This is a genomic window from Marinobacter aromaticivorans (assembly GCF_002806975.1).
Taxonomy (GTDB): Bacteria; Pseudomonadota; Gammaproteobacteria; order Pseudomonadales; family Oleiphilaceae; genus Marinobacter; species Marinobacter aromaticivorans.
The window spans coordinates 590,278-610,478 of record NZ_NIHD01000001.1 but is presented as its reverse complement, the minus strand read 5'-3'; the positions used below and the strand labels follow the sequence as shown (position 1 = coordinate 610,478).

16 protein-coding genes are annotated in these 20,201 nt (G+C 51.4%); 5 read left to right on the top strand and 11 right to left on the bottom strand.

From position 1 onward, the window contains the following. Positions 1–35 precede the first annotated feature (35 nt). The 10 genes from CDH48_RS02745 to cysQ all read right to left on the bottom strand — a co-directional run bounded on the left by CDH48_RS02745 (position 36) and on the right by cysQ (position 13,933). On the bottom strand, positions 36–860 hold the full coding sequence (locus tag CDH48_RS02745; protein WP_100687153.1) for a glycosyltransferase family 2 protein: 825 nt from the start codon (positions 858–860) through the stop codon (positions 36–38). A 436-nt stretch (positions 861–1,296) separates the two neighbouring features. Next, a complete protein-coding gene (locus CDH48_RS02740; RefSeq protein ID WP_100687152.1) occupies positions 1,297–2,535 on the bottom strand; it encodes an O-antigen ligase family protein in 1,239 nt (412 codons plus the stop codon). A gap of 19 nt (positions 2,536–2,554) precedes the next feature. Beyond that, complete coding sequence (locus tag CDH48_RS02735; protein ID WP_188437616.1) at positions 2,555–3,721, bottom strand: glycosyltransferase; 1,167 nt, start codon at positions 3,719–3,721, stop codon at positions 2,555–2,557. Positions 3,722–4,270: 549 nt separating this feature from the next. Further along, positions 4,271–5,689: a lipopolysaccharide biosynthesis protein gene (locus tag CDH48_RS02730; RefSeq protein WP_100687150.1), complete on the bottom strand. Its 1,419-nt coding sequence runs from the start codon at positions 5,687–5,689 to the stop codon at positions 4,271–4,273. Positions 5,690–6,338: 649 nt separating this feature from the next. Continuing rightward, a complete protein-coding gene (locus CDH48_RS02725; protein ID WP_100687149.1) occupies positions 6,339–7,307 on the bottom strand; it encodes a Wzz/FepE/Etk N-terminal domain-containing protein in 969 nt (322 codons plus the stop codon). Beyond that, positions 7,307–9,943, bottom strand: a complete 2,637-nt coding sequence (locus CDH48_RS02720) for an SLBB domain-containing protein (RefSeq protein WP_100687148.1) — start codon at positions 9,941–9,943, stop codon at positions 7,307–7,309. Before CDH48_RS02720 ends, CDH48_RS02725 begins: the two co-directional genes overlap by 1 nt. A gap of 46 nt (positions 9,944–9,989) precedes the next feature. Continuing rightward, positions 9,990–11,480, bottom strand: a complete 1,491-nt coding sequence (locus CDH48_RS02715) for a capsule assembly Wzi family protein (protein WP_100687147.1) — start codon at positions 11,478–11,480, stop codon at positions 9,990–9,992. Positions 11,481–11,690: 210 nt separating this feature from the next. Then, positions 11,691–12,473: a Wzz/FepE/Etk N-terminal domain-containing protein gene (locus CDH48_RS02710; protein ID WP_100687146.1), complete on the bottom strand. Its 783-nt coding sequence runs from the start codon at positions 12,471–12,473 to the stop codon at positions 11,691–11,693. A gap of 167 nt (positions 12,474–12,640) precedes the next feature. Next, positions 12,641–13,120: a transcription/translation regulatory transformer protein RfaH gene (gene rfaH, locus CDH48_RS02705; RefSeq protein WP_100687145.1), complete on the bottom strand. Its 480-nt coding sequence runs from the start codon at positions 13,118–13,120 to the stop codon at positions 12,641–12,643. A gap of 45 nt (positions 13,121–13,165) precedes the next feature. After that, positions 13,166–13,933, bottom strand: a complete 768-nt coding sequence (gene cysQ, locus CDH48_RS02700; protein WP_100687144.1) for a 3'(2'),5'-bisphosphate nucleotidase CysQ — start codon at positions 13,931–13,933, stop codon at positions 13,166–13,168. Positions 13,934–14,083: 150 nt separating this feature from the next. Here cysQ and CDH48_RS02695 point away from each other — a divergent pair, with 150 nt between their 5' ends. The 5 genes from CDH48_RS02695 to CDH48_RS02675 all read left to right on the top strand — a co-directional run bounded on the left by CDH48_RS02695 (position 14,084) and on the right by CDH48_RS02675 (position 19,399). Further along, complete coding sequence (locus CDH48_RS02695) at positions 14,084–15,445, top strand: MBL fold metallo-hydrolase (protein WP_100687143.1); 1,362 nt, start codon at positions 14,084–14,086, stop codon at positions 15,443–15,445. Continuing rightward, the gene (locus tag CDH48_RS02690) at positions 15,442–17,649 is read left to right on the top strand and encodes a mechanosensitive ion channel domain-containing protein (RefSeq protein ID WP_227520898.1); all 2,208 of its coding nucleotides are present in this window, start codon (positions 15,442–15,444) and stop codon (positions 17,647–17,649) included. Before CDH48_RS02695 ends, CDH48_RS02690 begins: the two co-directional genes overlap by 4 nt. 178 nt (positions 17,650–17,827) lie before the next feature. Beyond that, positions 17,828–18,127: a helix-turn-helix domain-containing protein gene (locus CDH48_RS02685; protein ID WP_100687141.1), complete on the top strand. Its 300-nt coding sequence runs from the start codon at positions 17,828–17,830 to the stop codon at positions 18,125–18,127. After that, positions 18,124–18,441, top strand: coding sequence for a HipA N-terminal domain-containing protein (locus tag CDH48_RS02680; protein ID WP_100687140.1), 318 nt, complete (start codon positions 18,124–18,126; stop codon positions 18,439–18,441). The genes CDH48_RS02685 and CDH48_RS02680 overlap by 4 nt, the downstream gene beginning before the upstream one ends. A 22-nt stretch (positions 18,442–18,463) precedes the next feature. Further along, entirely contained in the window at positions 18,464–19,399 is a 936-nt protein-coding gene (locus CDH48_RS02675; RefSeq protein ID WP_100687139.1) for a type II toxin-antitoxin system HipA family toxin, read from the top strand. Positions 19,400–19,466: 67 nt separating this feature from the next. Here the strand turns inward: CDH48_RS02675 and sodC are convergent, their stop codons facing one another. After that, the gene (sodC, locus tag CDH48_RS02670; RefSeq protein ID WP_100687138.1) at positions 19,467–20,015 is read right to left on the bottom strand and encodes a superoxide dismutase family protein; all 549 of its coding nucleotides are present in this window, start codon (positions 20,013–20,015) and stop codon (positions 19,467–19,469) included. Between the last annotated feature and the right edge of the window lie 186 nt (positions 20,016–20,201).

The window sequence follows — 20,201 nt, the reverse complement described above, 5'->3', positions numbered from 1 at the left end:
ACCGTATTACTTATCGGTATTTAATATTTAAAATACTACTTAAAGCGCGTTTTGGTAAGAGATGAAATCACAAAAAATAGATTGCGCACCGACCAACGCAATAGATCAAGGTTTCTCAACTTTACCGATTGCTTAACCTTCGAAAACAAAAACCGTAGCTTCATTGCGCCTGTCATCTTCCCCGACCATGTGCGATAGAATCGGTCAACCGAACTCACCGGTAACCGAACCTTCCTCCCCGGCATCCAGTGCACAATAACCGTTGGCTCCACCTTCGCATCTCCCCGGCAAGCCTCCACTAGCCTGAAGAAAAAATCCCAGTCCTGGTGCCTATCTAATTTATTATCCCACTTGACAATTTCAGCAGCCTTACGCGTCAAAACGTATGTTGGTGTTGGGGCCTCAAACCCCTTACCTTCAAACAGATAGCCCGGCCCACTTTCGTGGGGTTCCAGGCGCCGTGCCGGCGCCAAGCGGTAGCTTCTGCCATTGAATACTCGCATCGAGCCAAAACAAAAATCCAGTCCATTCTCTTCAATGAACTGGATTGATGTCCGGATATGATCCGGCTCAAACTCATCATCGGAGTCAAGAAAACCGATGTAGTCCCCCTTAGCGACTAACATACCAAAATTCCGCGCGACATTGGCGTTACGACAATATTTCAGGGAATGAAAATGAATACGCTCGTCATTCAGTTTATCCACGACAGTCCTTACCAGAACTGGATCTCTCGAATTGTTCTCAATTACAATTACCTCAACATTCTGATGCGTTTGGTTCAAGACTGAAAGGACTGCGCGTCGCAATTCAAACTCGCGATTGCAGACCGGAATTATTATTGAGACTTTTTCTTTCATCAGAAAGTCCTTAACCACGAAATCATTCTTTTCACCAAACCAGCTTCAGCCACACAATCCTCCGGATTGTTTCTCTAACCGCCAGCAAATCTTTCCCAATTCTGCTTCGGATCGCATAGAGGAGCTCACAAAAAACGTAGTAACACCAGTTTATCTTGTTCATATTTCGCTGTTGTTGGCATGGGAGCAATACCCCAACTGGCGCGAAGCCAGTGCACCCAAGTTCTGCTGGAACAGTCGGAGGGGAAAAACAAGAATGTAACAAAGAGGAAAACTGCCCAAGCAATTCATAGGCATGATGGCGCTTAATGGGTCGACCGACGGGCGTGCCCACCGGACGCGCTCTCTCCTTAACGATTCAGGCTACAGAGCCATCGCATCAGTTCACGTTATTTAATACCTCGAAAATTTTGACATTGACTAAACCCATTATCAATTATTGTGCCTTTTGTGTCTTGGGTCGTAATATACTTTTATCTAAGCACAAGTGAAATCCATTAAAAAAAACCCAGAAAAATGCAAAATTTCCAATAACACTAGAGCTTACAAATGAAAGGCCCAAAAAAGCGACAACATAAATAAAAAACATTAAAGACCAAAGCATCTTAAAAGATAATATTGAAATAAAAAAAAGAATCAGCAGGGGCCACCCACCCCAATAACCAAGTTCAACCACTAAAGAGTGAGGGACGCTCGCAAGCATTCCCCTATACGGAGCATCGCCCGGAATATATGCACCATAGCTTTTAAGATCCCCCGATCCAAAGCCTAATATTCCAATATTTTCAATAAAATTAAAGTATGAATAAAGCCTAATAGAAACCGAGTTGCTACTAGATGCTCCTCCTTTTACTATTTCCGAAATCGTCTCGATTTTAGTTACAATGATATCTAATAGAACAACTTCCTCTCTATACTCGAATAATATCAACCATATACCAAAAAAGATAGAAATCAAAGCCGGAACCAAAAGTATTGATAATCTTCGCTTTTTAAACAGAAGATAAATAAAAACTAATAGTACCAGAAGAAGTAAAGATGATCTAGATGTAGTAATTAAGACCAAAATGACGGAGAAAAAAAGCCCTAACGTAACCTTTTTATCGAACCCGAGGTAATGGCCAAAAATAAGAAAATAGACAAATGAAAGAGCAGATACAGCACTTAGATCATTTTTATTAAAGAAAGTGCCTGGAGTCATTAAAAAGTAACTTTTATCGATACCCTCTATGCTCGACGCTGGCACATCAAAGCCCAACCCTGTGTGAATTTTTGCTGCTTGGCCTAGAACTACAAAAAGCTGGAAGCCAAGGAAAAGCAAAAGAATTTTCGCAACAAAATTATATGCTCCTAGTTTCGAAAGGAAATAAGCTGCATAACTGAAAGCCAGCAAATAAACAAAGAAAATTACGGTAGCCAAGCTAAATGAGGTAGCGAAAAATGTGAGAGTTATAGCCCAAAAGCAAAAAAGAAAGAGAAACAGAATGTGAGCCGGGAAGAGCATGCGTGTTTCAATATATCTAAACGAAACAGAGACCCAATATATACAAAGCCCAAATATAAGGGTTCCAACACCTAGGCCATTTACGGCGGGAAAAAGGAATCTAAACACATAGTAAACAATAAAGACTGAAAAAAAAACCTTCTCTGGATTAAAAGTTTTACTAATAATCATTAATGGCTCGCGATTAAAATCATAATGTTCGGTATAGCTCGATCAGCTTATTATTTTGAACCTCTAAACTAAAATATTTTTCTACTCTTTCTCTGCCAGCTGCACCGAGTCGTTGCCAGCTATCAGGGTTCTGCGATAGCGTCAGAATAGATTCTGCCAAGCTGTCACTATCTTTTTCCGGGCTGAGATAACCGGAAACTCCGTCTTCCACAAGCTCCGGGATTCCGCTGTGCTCCGTGGTGACTACAGGCATACCCACAGCCATTGCCTCCATCAATGCCACCGGAATACCCTCCTGATCTCCATCGGTGGCGGTCACACTGGGTAGCAAGAAAATGTCGGCTTCCCCCAGAAGACTTCTTACTTCCGAATGGCTTCTAGCCCCATGCAACTTGATCGAAGCTGTCAATCCCAAGATATCGATGAGCTCCCTTATTTCTTTAAATAGTTCGCCTTCACCAACGATATCGTATTGGATGCTGAGATCGGGTTGGCGCTCCAAAGCTTTTGCCACCGCTTCCACGGCATAGCGGATCCCTTTCTTTTCCGTAAACCTTGCGGTAGTCAAAATGTGCAGAAACCCCGGAGTCCCCGTTCTCGCTTTGAAGCGGAAACGTGAAACATCGATGCCAACCCGATGGACACACATTCGGTCGCTGGGTGCTCCAAGTTTGCTCAAAGCGCTGTACCAGCGATCACTGATTGGCAGAATCAGATCCGCCTGCTCGAAAACCGCTTCGTACGGATTCGATTCACTACTAACCAGAGCCCTCGATACGTCGTGTCCATGAAAGGTAACTACGAGTTTATCCACTACTCCCATGCGTTTTAGGTGCGCGCCGAGTGTTCCAATCGGGCCAAAATGACAATGCAACACGTCGATTTTAGGCATTGTCTTGGCAAGCGAATACGCATATAACAAGGAAAAATTTATGGCACTCCGGCCATAGCGATTGTAATTCATAGTAGAGAGGGCTTTGCGGTCTCCCCTAACAATGCCGTGTAAAAGTTTTTCAACACCACCGGTTATCCGCGCTCTTCTCGACTTCGGAAGTCGGTAATAAAAAACCTTATCTCTCAATACTCTCTGATAATCCTCCAGACTAGACCAAGCATGGACGTCTTCGCTATTCGCTAACACCGTCACGTTCAGGCCGCGATCGATCAACCCGGTAACGTGATTCATAACAAACGTTTCGGAGCGCGTTGGAAAGTTTCCGGGAAACACACAAACATTCATGGGCGGCCTCAAAGTAGCAATTCTTTAACGTTCATCGATACTCCTTTCGTGTTGGCGGAGTTGAGCAAAAGATATGAAGGGACCACGATCACCTTTTGTTGAGAGGTAATCCCCCCAAGCCCCATAATATTAGGTCGTTCGCATTTACTATGCCAGAGCCAACGGGTTGTGTAATTCTTGACGTTATATGTACTCTCGAACAAGTGCTGAGCTCGCCAGTTCTATCGAACAGTGTAAGTTTAACATTCGACATAAGCGTTCTGAGATAGCTTGCCACTAACGTACTTCAACCCATTATACCCATGGAGGAGACGTTTTTAGCTACAGTAGAAATTAATCTCATTAAAGCCATCTGAAATCAGCCTTCTGTACACTATGGCAAGAATGTTTTTTTGGCATGTGACAACCAGATTTCTACGAAACAGGTTATGAAAACAATCGAATTGGAGATTTATGCTCATTAAACCGCATTGAGGTTGCTTATTGATAACCGGCTCAAACCACTATGGGCTTCCTACGTCCAATCAAACCAATAACCTCCCGCATCTCTACTCTAAAGGCAACAGCCCAGCATCCTAAAACAACCAACCAATATACAACCATCCAGCCCTGCAATATCTCTCCCCAGATCGTAAAGACCACCGCCCCGAAAACAACACTCAGAGTGAAGGAGTAGAGCAGCAACCTCGGCATAGGTTTCCACAAGTAGACAGAAAACTCGGTTCGCAGAAAGAAAAACACCCAGAAAGATATACAGGTACTCACTGCCGCACCAGCCGCTCCGAAAATGGGTATAAGCCACCAATTGCCCACAAGGTTAAGTAAAAACGCAACAATAGAAGCCAGCATCGAAAAAGAGCTTCGCCGTGAGATGCCTATTCCCACAACCGTGGTTTCTGAAAGCGTGTAGAGCAGAGGGTAGCCAATGCAAGACACCACAATCCATTGTACGGTCGCGTAGTTGGGCGGCAGGAAGATAGCGACAATCCACGACAACAGTCCAGCTAAACAAAACCCAAGTACAACCATAGCCAGCACGTAACGATTTACTTTGTGCACCTTCTCCAGCCCAATGCCTGCACTGGCCCATTTGTAGACTGTGGGCGCCCAAACCGTAGAGAAAACGCTTTGCAGTATGCCGGCCGCTGCGGCAAAGCTGACCGACACCGAGTAAACGGCCAGATCTTCAAAACTGGCAAGTGCGCGCAAAAATACCTTGTCTATGGCCGTGAGCCCCCAGAACGCCAGACCACCAAGAATTAGAGGTAGCCCGAAACGGAGCATCATTTTTAATTGGTCAATGTCCAGCTTGGCGCGAATACCGGCAAGCCATTCCTCACGGGTATTCCAACCGTAGATTGCACAAACAAAGGCGAGTGCTGCAGTGTTCGCCAGAACAAGATTAGTCAGATCCTTGTCAGCATCAGCTGCAATATATCCCCCGATAATGACCAGCAGTAGCAGCTTAGGAAGCAACTGACTCATTGAGAAAGCCAAGCCGCGTTCGTTCATGCGCAGCACAAGAGACAGAAAACGGGAGATATAGCTCGTCACGAGGGCAAGCACAACAAGAACTCCCAAATGCAAATGCGGAACACCGAACAGCCAACTGGCTATCAACTCGCCCAACGACAAGAGCACTATGACCGCTATTGTTAGTAGTATTAAACCCGGTAGCATCGCTCGTTTTAGCAGGGCCGGTTTATTCTCCACCTCGTGAAATTCCCTGACGTAAGACTGGTCAAGACCAAGGCTAAACAACAGGGTGCTGAAACTTAAAGTCACCTGGAACATCGCCATCCGCCCCACGTCTTCTTGGGTAAAAAACCAGGTAATGATCGGCAAAGAAATAAAGCCGAGAATAGCCGCACCAATTGGACCTATCGCAAAGGCGACTATTTTTTTTGGCGTCACTTGCTTAGCCTTTTAATAGCCTCAGCTACCTTACTTCGACTTTGGTAGCTTCGCGACAACACGCTGATAATCATACTAACCCTTCATTTTGAGTAGTTGTATGTCGATTCTCATCAAAACCACACAAACCTTCCACCAAATTCGATTAACTGCAGGTGCTTGTTGCGAGCGCCTGCCGAGATATTTCATGAACTAAAAGCTCAAAATCAATGCCTTTTTTTGAAAGCTCGTGGTTAAAGATCCAAATAATAGTATAAAAAATCACACACGACTTAAAAACCCGTGTCATTGGAGTTTTTATATCATTCTAAGGAAGGTTTTATTTATCTGAATTCACGATTGATACTCTTGACAAGCTTAAAGTGAATCTATTAGTGCCCGCCAACCACTTATTTTTTAGATTCGAAAAACGGATTTCTTAATCTGACAACTTTCTATCATTCGTAACCTGCCACATTTCATGAAAAGCACTTTTTAAATATAGGAAACGGGTAGGGCTGGATTTTCAAAACTGGAGACCCACTCTACAGCCAATTAGCGGTGAAGGTTTGGCAATTCTCTTTTCAACGCTAAAAATTCGAAGATCTAACCAATCGGATATATCATAGCTTTGAAAACTGATAGGTGTCTCTTATTCGGTTTGTTTCTTTTAATCTTTTTTCAGTTTCTCTACTGCATCTTTCTTTTCGGAGCGGATAAAGGCAATCACAAATAAGGTACACATCCCAAGCATCCCTCCCAACATAGCAGCCACTACCACTATAAACGCCCTCTTGGGCTCACTCTTTTCCTGGGGTACTACAGCCGGATCTACTGTCTTGAAAACATATTCGTCTTGAGCATTAGCCAGCATTACAGTGCGGGTCTCATTTTCGATGAGCTGATAAAACACCTGCTGCATGCCCGCAATATTAGTTTCGCTGAGCTTTCCTTCCAAATAGGCAATGCGCGCTTCGGCTTTTTTGACATCCTGTTGGCGCATGTGTTCGTTAATGTCATGTACCAGATTTTTAGCCCAGTCTCTCGCGGCGGGAGGTGACATGTTTTTAATGTTTACTGTCACCATACTAGTTTCGTTATTGCTGGAAATGCTCAGATGCTCTTCTTTGAATTTTTTTATCATATCCCAATCTGTGGGTTTAAGGCTTTCGCCCTCATCATCTTTGAGCCATTCTTTTTGTTTGGGGTTATAGACCTCTCTATTGATTACCCATTTTGCACGTTTTATATCCCATGCTTCGGCGGCCATAAGCGGAACCATCAGATTGTGACGATGAATAAAATCAGTCAAAAAAGCACGAGATTGAAGCACCTCCTTAGCCATGATCGTTTGATTTGTACTACCACCGCCAAGATTGATGCCAGCCAAGCTGGCAAGGCCACCGAGCTGACCGCTGATTCCACCTGCTCCGCCTTCATCCTGCACTGGAGCCAACAGTACACTGGCCTGGTAGATATTGGGCTTACTTAGCGCATAGAACAGGCCGGCGGCAGCGAAGACGATGGTGAACAGGATGATGATCCACTTGCCGCGCCACAGCGTGGCGAAAAGCTCACGAAGTTCGATTTCATCGTCTGCGTACCGGGGTGTAGTTTCAAGGTTGACCTGCTGATTCATTACAAATTCCCCACAGCTGCAGCACCCAGAGCCATCTGGTAAACAATCTGGCTTACGTTGGTCCACAGTTCCAGCTGGTTCAGGCGGTCTACATCAATCGGCATGATGACGGTATCGCCGGGTTGAAGCTGCTGGCTGCGACCGCCGAACCAGGCGCTTTTCTCGGGCAACATGACTGAGCCGTCTGCTTTCACAACGTACACCCGGTTTTCATCGGCTTGCCGGGTTGGGCCACCGGAGCGTTCCAGGTAGTCGTCAACCGTTAACCCGGCTACGTGCAAATGGCTGGTTGGGAACTGTACTTCACCGAACACACTGACGGATTGCGGAATGCTGGGCACGGTCAGCGTGTCGCCGTCTTGCAAGCGAATGGACTGGTAGTCACTATCACTCAGTACTGCCTGCAGGTCGATCACCATGCGACCCACCGGCCGGCTACTTTGCACATCATCCAACAGGCCTTTAACCTGATCTATCCGCTGCGCGTTCTTGCCACCAAAGCTATCGCCCTCCAACTGTACTCCGAGCAGATCGCCTTGCAGTCGCTTTTCAGCCTCGCGCAGGCGCCGGGCCTCCAGCTCGCGCAACTTTTCGCGAGTGAAGACAGCGCCACGGGGAAAGGCGTTGCTGGTGAGGCCGCCGGCCCGTTGAAGTACCTCTGCCAGAGTTTCGCCATCGCTGAAGGTGTACTCCCCTGGGTACACAACTTCGCCCTGTAAAGTGATCGTGCGCGTAGCGCCAAATAAGGGTACAGACTTGACCATCAAACGATCACGGCTTTGCAGGGTCACATCTACCTGATCATTCATTGCACTGGTCAGGTCAATGGTTTGCAGACGGGTTCGTTCTACGCCGTTGTCATCCAGCGTGCGGCGGGCCAGCTCAGCTTCCAGCATGAGGGCAGCGTCTGTTAACCCGCCCGCCATTATAATGGCGTCCCGTACTTTTCCGGTGGCCGGCAACGGGTATTCAGCGGGATAACGCACCGGGCCGCTGATGGTCATGGTTTGCTGCGGCGCTGACGGTGTTGCCTGGGCTTTCAAGCGTTTTACCACGGGATCGAAGAGTGCATTGCGGCTAAAACGCTGTGGGTCTTTTTGGTCATCAGCTCGGTTTAGCGTCCATTCGCCATATTTATTTTGTGCCAGTTCGTCACTTCCGTTTTGTGTAAATTCACCAGATCTGTTTTCCGCCACACCATTTCCATTGTGCATGCCGGCCTTTTCAGGGAAGCTCTGCCGGAAGTCTCCCTTACTTTCATCTGCAAACACCAGTAACTGGTCTTTTTCATGCATCACCAGGTCGGCTGGCCCACCGGGATTGCTTACCGCAATTTTGAGCTGCAGGCTCAGTACGGAAATCTGCTGAGTGTCGGGGTTGGTTCTGACAATGGCTGCGAAGTTGGTATCCGCCATGGGCAACAGATCTGCATCCAGATTGCGTATTACGGAGCTCACCCGCATTCCTGGAACCCAGGCGAATTTGCCGGTGCGTGTTGCCGCGCCGGTTATATCAATATACTGCCCTGTTACATCGGCAATGGACGCAATAGTCACTCGATCACCAGCTATTACGCGCGCCTGCTTGCCGGTCGCTTCAGTCAGATCAGCCTCCGCAATCACACGCAAAAATTCCTGGTTTGTGCGCTCTATGCGGGTAATTTGCGGATAGGCCTGCGCTGTCATACCACCGGCCAGATTGACCAGCTCCTGCAAATCGGTTGGGCCTTTAAGTTCATAGAGAGCGGGGCGATACACCTCGCCGTCTATGCCCACGCGAGGGCCTACTGCCGGTATAAAAATCGCGTCTCCTGCTTGCAGGCGGGTATCGCCACTGGTGTCGCCGTTGAGCAACAGGTCGTATAAATCCAGGGTGCTGACCACTTTGCCGTTGCGTTTGAGCTGTATGTTGCGCAAGGAACCGGTGTGGCGTATGCCGCCGGATACATACAGAGCGTTGGTGATGGTCGACAGGGAACTGACACTGTAGGAGCCGGGCGTGCGGGTTTCGCCTAACACAAACACTCGCATACTGCGGAGTTCACCTAACGACACTGCAGCTTTAACACCTATGTACTGCTCGGCCACCAGTTTGCTGATTTCATCTCTGACTTGCTGAAAACTCATGCCGGCAACAACAATCGGGCCACGCTCAGGCATATCAATGGTGCCATCGCGGGAAACCGTGAGAGACAGCTGGCGATTTTCGTTGCCCCAGAGCTGAACTTTCAATTCATCACCCGGGCCCAGTGTATAGTTCGCGGGAACCGGGATTTCAGTCACCGGAGCGAAGGTGCTGGGCTTACCCTCAAACAATTCGTAACCGAAGGGCTTCAGGCCTTTGTTCTTTTTTGCAAACGCCTGCTCTTCTCTTGCTTGCTTGTTGTCGCCTTCATTATCAGGCTGGCCGTTTTCAAGCGGCTCAACCACCGATACTGGCTGGCTCGGCTTCGACCCGTTCGAGCCTGCGCTGCCCTGAATCTGGCTTAGATCTACGCCGTACTGTCGCGCCAAGGCTTCTTGCTGCGCTTGTGGTAATGACTTGAACTGCTGGATTTGAGCAGGCGTGATGGATTGCGCCTGAGCTGCTATGGGGAGCAGGAGTGTTAAAGAGAGCAGGAGGTTCTTTAGATTCACGGTTATTGGGGTCCGGTTTATTGCTTAGATTGGTTAATTCTGGAAACTAGAAGCGGTAGCGCCAGGTGGCGCCGACCGACCATTGGCCGCTTTTGCTTTCGTCGGGGTTGATCAGTTCGAGTTTTTTACCAGCAAACTGCGCGCTCAGATCCAGCCAGCCATTTAATACTTGGGTGCCATAGCCTACTTTGGCGATCACTTGTTTGGCATTTTCGGCGGGCACCATCAGTTTGATGTCTTTGTCGATCACCGGGGTTTTGCTGATCCCGTCTTTGTTGAATTCAATATAACTGAGGCTGCCTGAGAGGTTGCGGCCATCGTCGAAGAAGTGAAAGCCACCCAAGGTGACCGCCTCTGCATCGCCACTGAAGCTGGCACCCATGGTGCGGCCTTGATAGCGGTAACCACTTTTATAGCGGGAGTGATCGTAGGTGATGTTGGGCATGGCGGTACCCATGAAGTCATCAGCGAGGGTGTTCGCGTACTCAGCAAACCACTGTTGCTCGCCGCTGAGGAGCTGGCTTGTCCAGTCGGTTCCCAGCAACCAGGATTTGCGCGCAGGGAATGCGCCGGCTTCGTCCTCTCCCATCATCTGGCCATACACGCCCATGGACTGCTGACCTAGGGCGAAGCCGTAACGCGCATCTATGCTGGCAAGCTGGTTGCCCGGGTCATCTTCTTCCAGTTGGCCGTTATCCTTGCCGATCAACGCATTCCAGATTGTAGATGCGCCTTCGGGCCGGCCTTCGCCACCGAACATGATTGCCCGGGAGAAGCCCAGCTCCAGCCCGTTCAATGGGCGCATATTCAGGCGCATACCAATCAGCTTGGCTTCTGGCACTTCGCGTTCTTTTTCATACTGCCCGGCAAACACTGTTAATTGCCAGGGGCCAACCCAGTTCAGCCAGGGGCTTTCTGGCGCAGAGGCATCTTTGCGATTCAACCATACGGATGGCAGTGGCCGGGCGTTGCTGGACAGAATAAGACTGGATTGCCAGCCAGGCCCCCACCAGCGGTCAATAGCGCCAGCGCCAAATACCCAGTTGCCTGCGGTAGCTGCGAGGTAGGAGCCGTCAAACCGGGCGTTTTCATTGTCATCGGCATTGTGGGCATAGGCTGGGCTGAGGCCAAATGCCCAGTTTTGTCCCTGCCACTGCACGTCAAGCTTTACTGTTGCATCGGCCATTGGCCCGCGATCAAAACCCTGAACCATGGCCACTTCATTGGTGCCGGAAATCTCAAGCTCAGTATGAAAACCCGCAGGCGCCTGCTGAGAACGCTCAAATTCAAGGTAATAACGAGCCATCCCGGCGGCTGGACCAGACTTACCGCCAGCCTCGCTCAGACCGTTGGTGATGGAGCCCCACATTATTGGCCAGCTCGTAACAGGGCGCTGAAGTTGCCCGCGATCTGCAAGCTTCTGAACCGCATACCGGGCACGTGCATCACCGGGCTCAAGCCATGGCGCCGCTGCCGTTAAATTGCTGATCAGGCACGCTACCGCCCCACCGACCAGTGCCCAGTGTTTCAAGGTCATAAATAAATTGCCAGCAACAACAGGGATGAAATCCAGAAAGGGGAAAGCACGCTCCCAACTGCATCCCTGTTAACGTGTGGATGTTCCGTGTCTGAAGCGTCGCGATTTTACGCCATCGTATGAGACAAGCAAGTGACAAAAAGTCTGACAGGTCTTCCTGGCCCAGGCATTAGCGTTAAAGCTTGTCAAAAGATCAGAGTTACATCCAATTCAACCCTGCTCTTCGGCCTCATTGGCTATGTGGCTTTTAACAGACGCTGCGAATTCACTCATGAAGGCCAAAAAAACACCCAGCATCCCGCCGAGCATTATTGCCAGCACAACAATCAGAACACGCTTTGGGGCGATTTTATGCGCACTTTGACGGCTGGTAACAAGCACCTCAAGGTTTTGCAAGCGTTCCAGCTTGCCTTCAAGGTTTGAGCGCCTTTCTATGGCACTGGCGATAGCCTCGCCCGCGTCCTTTCCCTTGAGTGTTTCAAGAACGTCTTCCAGAGATTTTATCTGGCGCTCAAGGCTCAACTTTTCACTTTCAACAAGTGCACCCTGATGATCTTTGACGCCTTTGATTAATGCACTGTGCGCGGCACTAACATCCTCGTTTGCCTCATCCGGTGCGCTGGTCGTGAAACGAATGAGGCCGGTGCTTTCGGGGTTACTGAACGACACCTCAAAAGGTAAGTTTTTATCGTGGTTAGCGTAGTAAGCGGTTTTTACCTCGGGCAACCAGCGGTTTTCCAGTGTCGCGACGGTTGTTTCGGGCGACTGAAAATATGATCCGTTATCTTTCTGGGCTATCTGGATAAGGCTGACATATTCGTACTCTGCCTCCGCCAGCAGGGCATAGGCCAGGCCGGCGAGAGTTACAAACGCAAAAACCACGTAAAAAACCATGCGCCTGCGGATGAAGGTAGCGACAAGATCTACCAGATTGATTTCATCGGAATACTCTGGCCTCTGGCTATCAGGGAGGGGGGGTTGCCTGTGATCCATTCGCTGTTTGTCCGAAAAAGTTGGGTCGGGAATCGCGTTTGTTATGGCGGCGGATTCCGGTAGTGATTAGTTTGGGGTTCTAGTTTACAGGCTATGGTCTGCTTTTGCAGTTACCGATGTTCCGGTTGCACAGGAGAGGGGGCGCGGCAAGCGCTTCGATTCCCTCATCATCTCCCAAGCGCCCCCACCGGCACCTTAACCCTCTGCTCCTTCTGCATAAAATGAATCAACACAATCGCCCGCTCCTGCCCATCATAAGCCTGAAAAACCGCGTTAATCCCTTCAAACGGCCCCTCACTCAGCTGAACCGCTTCGCCGGGCTTGAGCCCGCCCTGTCGGGTAACGGTATCAAGGCTGTCCTTGATGTGCTGGATAACCTCATCGGCAATGGCTGCCGGTTTGTTGGCGAAGCTGACCACTCGCAGCACACCGCGGGTTGAGCGCAGTTTTGCCCAGCTGGGGTCGGTTTGCTCCAGGTTGATGAACAGGTAGCCGGGAAACAGCGGCTCGAGCTTTTTGGTGCGTTTTCCGGCCTTGATTTTTTCTACCCGGATTTTCGGGTAGAAACAGGTGATGTCCTGATTCTGCAGGTGTGCCAGTGCCCGGTCGCCCTGGGCGGGTTTGTGTTGGAGTGCGTACCAAGTCATAGGAATCCGGTGCTGGTTAATGATGAGCCCTGAAACGCCAAGCGCTCAAAAATACCAATTTCCGACAGCAATGAAATATGGATTTAGCACATCCTCTTTGCCGTATTGCAGGGGTTCGCCATCCAGTGTGTACACATTACCGCCAGCCGCAAGCAGCACGGCATGGGCGGCCCCTGTATCCCACTCGCTGGTGGGTCCCATTCGGGGGTAGAGGTCGGCGTGGCCTTCGGCGATGCGGCAGAATTTGAGGGAGCTGCCCGCCTGGACTGTTCTGTGGGGGCCGAGGGCCCGGATGAAGTTGCGGGTTTCATCGTTCATATGGTTTTTGCTGGCAACCACGCGCCTGGTTGCCTTTGGCTCCGCCACACGAATGCGGTGCACCTGCCCGGTGCGGTCGCGCTTGTGGGCGCCCTCACCTTTTATTCCCCAGAAGGCTTCTTTTAACGCAGGGGCGGTAACAACGCCCATAACGGGCACGCCGTCTTCAATCATGGCGATGTTCACGGTGAATTCACCGGTGCGCTGGGTGAAATCCCGGGTGCCGTCTATAGGGTCAATCAGCCAAAACCGGCGCCAGTGCTTACGCTCCTCCCAGGGTGCCTGCGCTCCCTCCTCCGAGAGGATAGGTATATCGGGGCTTATGTTTCGCAGGCCCTTTACAATAATCTCGTGGCTGGCCACATCGGCAGCGGTGATGGGCGATTCGTCTTCCTTGTAACTCACCTTGAAATCGGACTGGTAAATGTGAAGCACCTTTTCACTGGCTTCATCCGCCACTTTGATAACTTTCGGGAGTATGGAGCTGTAATACATTGCCTGCGTCCTGCTTGTCTGGGGTGCGGCTATGGTATCAAATATTGGCCCCTATCCGTATTCAGGCTTTTTTGTAGGGGCGCTTTCAGGCAATCTGGCAGGATTCATTTCGGGTATTTTCCAATCTGACCAGCCAGAAGGTCTTTTGCTATGAAACTTCGCTTCCTTGGTGGTACCGGCACGGTAACCGGTTCGCGTTACCTGTTATCAGACGACAACCACCGTGTATTGATCGATTGCGGCATGTACCAGGGTGTGAAAACCCTGCGCAGACGGAACTGGGCCAGGTTCCCTGTCGACCCGGGCACCATAGATGCCGTGGTTCTTACACACGCTCACATAGACCACACAGGCTACCTGCCCGCGCTGGTGAAAAACGGTTTCAAGGGCAAGATCTACTGCACCCAGGGAACTCACGATTTGTGCAAGGTGTTGCTTCCGGATGCAGGTTATCTGCAGGAAGAGGACGCCAAATACGCCTTCCGCAAGAAATTCTCCAGGCACGAACACCCGGAGCCGCTGTTTACCGAGAAGGATGCCTGGGAGGCCCTGAAGCACTTTGAATCCCTGCATTACCACGAAACCTTCGAGCCGGTAAAAGGCTTTGAAGTCACCTTTACCCCCGCCGGGCATATTCTGGGCTCTGCCTGCGTGCATGTTCACCATAAGGCCCATGACCGCACGGTGGTCTTCAGCGGCGATGTGGGCCGGCAGAACGACCCGATAATGCGCCCACCGGAGCCCATCCGCAAAGCCAATGTGCTGGTGTGTGAATCCACCTATGGCGACAGACTGCACGAGAGCACCGACCCGGAAATTGAACTGGCGGAGATCATCAACCGCACTGCAAGCCGGGGCGGTATAGTGCTGATACCGGCTTTCGCCGTTGGCCGGGCCCAGATGCTGCTTTATGTGATTCACAAGATCATGAAAGAGAAACACATTCCCAGGCTGCCGGTGTTTCTCAACAGCCCCATGGCCATCAAGGCCACGGAGATTTTCTGCAAGCACCATAAAGAGCACAAGCTCAGCGCCAGCCAGTGCGAGACAATCGACAGCCACACCGAATTTGTTCGCACCGTGGACGATTCCATCAAACTGGATTCCGTGCGCTATCCTTGCATCATTGTCTCCGCCAGCGGCATGGCAAGCGGCGGGCGCGTGCTCCACCACCTGAAAACCCTGTTGCCCAATCACAGGAACAGCGTGGTGTTTGCCGGTTTTCAGGCGCCGGGAACCCGTGGCGACCGGCTGGTGGCCGGTGTGGAATCCGTAAAAATACACGGGGAGTACTGGCCGGTGAAGGCTGACATCCACAACATGGGCTCCCTCTCCGCCCACGGCGACTATAATGAGATTCTGCAATGGCTGGAGCAGGGAACACTGGAACCGGAGAAGGTGTACGTTACCCACGGCGAAATGCTGGCCAGCGACATTATGCGCAAGCGAATCAGCGAGAAATTTGGATGGGATGCGGAGGTGCCGGATTTGTTCGAAGAGGTAGAAATTTGAAGTTTATTGCACTCTTCTGCGGCCTTTTCCTGCTTTTTGCTACCCTTGGCACTGCCCAGGCGCAGCCCTTCACCCTGCCCGGCATTCCCGGGCTTTCCGGGCAACCGGAGCAGGAGGAAACCGCCTCACCGGAAGAGCTGCAGGCATCGCTTGAGGTAACCATTCAGGCCCTGCAAGACGACGAGAGCCGGGAAGCCCTGGTTGAACAACTCAAGGCCATTCAGCAAGGGCTGCAGGCCGAGGCTGCAGAATCTGCAAAAAGCGCCCCCGGAGGGAACGGCGGGCTGCTGGGCGCCCTTGCGGTTTTTTTTGACGAGGCTACCAACCCGCAGAGCAGCGACGAAACGCCGCTGGGCAAGTGGAAAACCAATTTTCACAACGCCTACAGCGCCGCGAAAAAGCTGCTCACCAGCGCCTCATTCCGGGTTATGGCCGAAACCGCCGTCGGGCTTGTGGCCTGGCTGGCGGCGCTTTACGGGCTCTCGCGCCTGGCCAGCCTGTTTTTTGTATGGCGCGGCTGGCCACTGCAAATGCCCCGGCAACCCAGGCCGTGGATGCTGATAGCCCACTTTGTGCGGCGAATTCTGCCCTGGTTACTCACCTTCACTGCCCTGCTGGCCGGGCTACCCACATTCGGTATGTCGGAGGCCGGCCAGACCACCGTGCTGATTCTGGCTTATGCGGCCCTCGGCGCCCGGGTGCTGACATCCCTGTTCGATGTGCTGATCTCCGTTTTCTCCAGCGGCCACCGCCAGGCAGCGGTGGTGATTCTGCGCCGGCGGATGCTGAGGCCACTGTTTGTTATCGGTGTACTTTTCGCGCTCGAAGATGCCCTTGGCACGCCAGAGCTTACGGAGCAACTGGGGCCAGAGCTGGCCAGCGCACTGGCGCTCATTTTCAGCATAGTTGCGGCACTTCTGAGCTTCTTCCTTATTCTGCGCAACCGGCGCCCGGTAACCCATCTGATCCGTAACCGGCCCTATCGCCAGCGCAAGGACCAGGGCGTCGGGCGTGAAGTTATTACACTGCTGGCCCGGCTCTGGCACATACCCATGCTGCTGGCCATCAGCGCGTCGGTTTTTGCGGTTTTTGTGAATGGCAGTGAAGCCGACGCAGCGCTCGGCAAGGCCATGATCTGCGCGCTGCTGCTCGCCCTGACCCTGGCCATTCAGGGGCTGATCGGCATTCAGGAGAACCGGCCCAAGCATCAGGCCCTGAGCGAGTTCAGCCGCCGGTTTGTGCAGCTTGGGTACCGGCTGATTCAAACCGCGGCCTGGCTGGTATTTTTCGAGTTGATCCTGCAGATATGGGGCTTTTCCCTGTTCGGCCTTGGTGAATCACCCGCGATAAGCGCAGGCCTGGCCGACATACTGGTGGGCCTGCTTCTGACCGCACTGATTGCCAAGTTGACCTGGATATTTGTGGACGAACTGCTGGAACGGGCCATGCGCGGCGGGGATCGCAAAAAAAGGATCAACCCGGCGCGGGCCCAGACCATTCTGCCCATTGCCCGCAATACCCTGCTCATTATCATTCTGGTTGTCGCAACCCTGGTGGGGCTTTCCACCCTGGGTGTTGATGTAACCCCGCTGCTGGCCGGTGCCGGTATCATCGGCCTGGCCGTGGGTTTCGGGGCGCAAACACTGGTTCAGGATCTGATTACCGGCCTGTTTATTGTGGTTGAGGACTCCATGTCAGTGGGCGATTTTGTGGAAATCAACGGCTTTATGGGCACGGTGGAGGGTTTTAACCTGCGCACGGTCCGGCTACGGGATCTGGAAGGCATTGTTCACCACATCACCTTCAGCAAGATCAGCTCCATTCACAACATGTCCCGCCAGTTCGGTATCGCCCTCATCAAGATCCGCATCCCCCGGGAATTGCCCATTGATGATGCCATTCTGCTGATGAACGAAACTGCCGAGGAACTGCGCACCCTGCCGGACATGCGCTGGCTGATCTGGTCCCCCCTGGAGATGCAGGGCATTCATGCCTTCGAAGACGGCTGCCCGGTGCTGCGGATGCGAATGCGCACCAAGCCGGAGTACCAGTGGGACGTTTCCCGGGCCTTCAACCTGCTGCTCAAGCGGAGAACGGAAGAGCGCTACATAGATATTGCTGCGCCAAGGATCAGCGTGCAGATGGAAGGGGAAGGTGGCGCGCGCTCACCGTATATCGAGAAGCGGGCGCCGGGTGAGGCCTGAGGCGCAACCGGGGTTTATCAAAGCAGTGCAAACGCCGCACTGCATTTTAATGAGCACATAACCCGATATCGACAAAAATAAAAATTAAATTGACTTGGCCATCCCTGCCAACCATTATAGTAATAGAAGTTAAGACGCAGTCGACGTTTACGCATTAAATTGAAGGCCGAAGCAACAGATGAAAACAAAACAGGGATTACTGGCTGCCGTTCAACAAGAGATCCGGAATCTGCAATCACTGGCCGAGCGAATTGAGTCTTCCGAAGAACCGGACCTGCGCCCGCTTTCAGAGCTTGCGCCTGTTCTGAAGAACCGCCGCGAAACCCTCCGTCTCAGCGCCCAGGAGGTGAGCGATCTTGCCGGTTTGTCGCCCAACACATACCGCGCAATGGAGATCGGAAACGCAAACCCTACCATTCAGACGCTGCAAGTCGTTGGCAAGGTACTCAACTTCAGGCTGTGGATCGAGCTCAAATGAAGGCTCTGGTACGCATGAACGGCACGGTTGCTGGCATATTGGAACGAAAAGGAGTAACGGTTTGGTTCCAATACGACAAAAATTATTTAACACTCGGGCAACCGGCATTGAGCAAGAGCCTCCCCCTACGAAAAGAAGCCTATGAATACGAGGGTCTGCCGCCCTATTTTAGCGGTCTTGTCAGTGAGGGCTGGCTGAAACGAGTCCAGGCACGCGAACAACGCATTGACCCTGATGATGATTTTGCCTTACTCGTGTCCAACGGAGAGGATTTGCCGGGAGCCATAACCATTGAATTGCTTGATTTGCCTTAAACCATTACCAAAGCTCACCCAAATGGGCTACCACAGCAAGTGCCTTGACTACCTGCTTGGCAGCAAAGTCCTCGACCTGAACCTGCCTGAGAGCAGAAAGGACCTCGTCTCCGCTATACCCAAAAAAACTCACGGCTTCTCAATCAGTGGCGTTCAAATGAAGTGCCAGATGGCGATTGAGGATAAAAAACTCAAACTGGTCGACAGTGGTGGCCAGTTCATCATGAAACCCTCCCCAGAGGAATATCAGAATGTTGCCGAGAACGAACACGCAACGCTGGTAATAATGGACCGGATTGGTTTTGAGGTCCCTCCTTGTGGGCTCCTGAGACTTCAGGACGACCACTTGGTTTTCCTGATCAGACGTTACGACCGTAATTTCACCGATGGCTCCAGGCTCCATCAGGAAGATGCAATGCAAGCCCTTGGGATTGCCAATACCGAATCATCACGAAAGTACACATCCGCCAGCTACCAAGAGGTTATGGAACTGATCATAGAACATGCGGGTATGGCTGTAGCCATGGAACTGCTGCTTCGACTTGTTTTCAGCTATGTTGTTGGCAATGACGACCACCACCTGAAAAATATCAGTTTCTACCATGAACCTATGTTCCGACTAACACCCTGTTACGACGTTCTTGCGTCATCGCTTTATAGCTCCCAAGCCGAGAACCCCATGGCTTTACCTTTTCTCAAAGAAGGAGAACCGCAGTATTACCATGAAATGGGCAACGGCTATTATGCCGGCTCTGATTTTGTTGAACTCGGTAAGAAAGCCGGCCTTCTTGAACCGGCCGTCAGGAAACGGATCATCCAGCTATTAAAACAGATAGAAAGCCACGCTCCGGATACCATTCGCGCTTCCTTCATGCCCGATGAGATGAAGACCCGGTACCTGAATCTGATCTCGCAAAGAATGAAGTTCATGAAGCTGATCGAACCCGAAGATAAATGAATCCATTGTGTAAGCTGTGCCTGTCCATGCCTTGTTAATCGAGTAAGCTGTGCCTGTCCATGCCTTGTTAATCGGCAACAACACCACAGGCTATGCGGGCACCGCCGCCGCCCAGAGGCTGGGGAGAATCCGAGTAGTTGTCCCCTCCACCATGAATCACCAGAGCCCGGCCCTTGAAATCGTTCAGCGTCAGCCTTGGCGCAATATTGGTCTGGGCGTTCTCTCCATCCGGGCCCACGTGCAGTCTCGGCAGATCCCCTAGATGCCCTGTCTTATCGAATGGGCCTTTGTGCTTCCCGGTGTTTTGCGGGTCATAATGCCCGCCAGCCGCACCTGCGGGCGTTATCTTTCCGTCTTTTTCTACCGGACTGCAGTCAGGATTTTCATGCAGGTGAAAGCCGTGAATTCCCGGCGCAAGCCCACGAAGATCCGACTCAATCAATACGCCCTGGTCATAAGCGATGAGGGTAACCGTACCCAACGAATCCCCCTGGCCTTCCACACCTGCCTCAAACATCTCTACCTCAAGCTTCGGCTCTGCGAACACCTGCGAAGCTGACAGAATCAAAGCAGCGGAAGCTGCCAGAAGGGATAATCCGGGTTTTGTGCAATGCATAATCTTCTCCTTTTCCATTTCTGACAAAGAAGGCCCCGCCGACCCTGCGCTGTGAACGTTCATCAACAAGCGTAGCCATGATTTCCAATTTTTTAAACATTCGTTGATGTGCTGGATGATGATGGGCGGGGTTGGCGGCTAGGCTGTGCCTGGCGGCTAGGCTGTGCCTGTCCCTAGGCTGTGCCT